Source organism: Streptomyces sp. NPDC006602 (assembly GCF_042870385.1).
Lineage (GTDB): Bacteria > Actinomycetota > Actinomycetes > Streptomycetales > Streptomycetaceae > Streptomyces.
Genome location: NZ_JBIAHG010000104.1, coordinates 1 through 1,244, shown reverse-complemented (window position 1 = coordinate 1,244; position 1,244 = coordinate 1). Strand labels below are relative to the sequence as shown.

General features: G+C 69.2%; 1 protein-coding gene and 1 pseudogene. One reads left to right on the top strand and one right to left on the bottom strand.

Features of this window, described 5'->3' with window-relative positions; translation table 11 throughout:
- Positions 1 to 341: pseudogene (locus tag ACFYO2_RS49620) on the bottom strand (hypothetical protein); the annotation flags it as partial.
- Positions 342 to 650: 309 nt separating this feature from the next.
- Between ACFYO2_RS49620 and ACFYO2_RS49615 the strand changes: the two are divergent.
- On the top strand, positions 651 to 1,157 hold the full coding sequence (locus ACFYO2_RS49615; RefSeq protein WP_388364130.1) for a hypothetical protein: 507 nt from the start codon (positions 651 to 653) through the stop codon (positions 1,155 to 1,157).
- Positions 1,158 to 1,244: the final 87 nt, after the last annotated feature.

Sequence of the window (1,244 nt, the reverse complement as noted above, 5' to 3'; positions counted from 1 at the left end):
AACGTGACGATCACCCAAGCAGACGCGGCGGACCGGGGAGGGACCGGCCCCTCCCCGCCAGTCGCCGGTCTTGTCGACCGGACCGGCACGGAGGGTGGTCCCCGAGCGAAGGCGTGCACTCGAAAGAACGCGTTCTTCGCCTCAAGTGGCTCGTGCAGCGTGATCGTCTCCAGCATGGCCGCGGCCTTGAGCCAGTCACTCGCGTACACGTCGCGGTCCATGTAGTGGGCCTGAACCCGGGCGCAGGCGGCGTCCAGGACACCCAGGTCAAGACAGGCCGGGTCGCCCGAGAGGGTCTGCGCGATCTGCAGAAGCTCTTGCGGGGTGAGGAACCGGGTCACGCCGCGTGACCGTGCTGCTGGCTCTCGCGCAAGCGAGGCACGGAGCGCCAAAGGCAAGAAAGAGGGCAAAGATCGGCGGCGTGCCAAGCCCGAGGGCGCCTCCGAGACTCCCGGTGGGCGTACGGGTGTTGGGGCAATCGGCTGCCTGGGCACGGTGGACGGCATGGGAAGCGTTGACGAACAGCAAGAGACTCTGGCCCTGGCCGCGCAGGCACACGACGTGGCATGGAGGCAGACGGCACGCCCTGGCAGCGGGTACTACGCGCAATCAGCGGCGGCAGAGGGAGTCGGCAGCCCACCGACTGGACCGTGATCAGGCTGGATGCACCCTGGCAGGACACTCGCTCCTCGGAACGGCCCGGCTGGAGGGAGCGGGCGGCGAACCTCGCCGGCGATGTCGCCTTCGCCGTCGACTACACCGTCTGCGCCCGCTGCTGCATCGGGTGGGTCGAGTGGCCCTACACCATGGCGAAGTACCAGCGGTGCGGGCTGGCCACCGCGGGCCTTGAGGCGCTGCGCCTCGAGCACCCCGGCCTGTCCTGGCACACCCTGGGCGGCCACTTCCAGGACTCCCGAGCCTTCTGGACAGCGGTGGGCACGGGCGGACCAGGGAGCTACCAGCAGCGCGAGACCTGCCCGCACGTAGGGGTGAGTCCGGCAGGCTGCACACCCGGCGGGGCACTGTGCGACCGCGGCGGCGGCAGTGGCCGCGAGGAAGGCGTGGGCAAGCACAGACAGGGTGATGTGCCGGTACAAGCCGACGTAGCGGGAGACCTCGTATTCGTCCAGGCCGCGCTCGTTCTTCGCAGTTACTGACTTCGGCTCGTCAGGGTGACGTTGGGTTGTCGAGGGTCAGGCCGGTGCCGGCTATGAAGCCGTCGAGGGTGTCGGGCCGGTACTGAA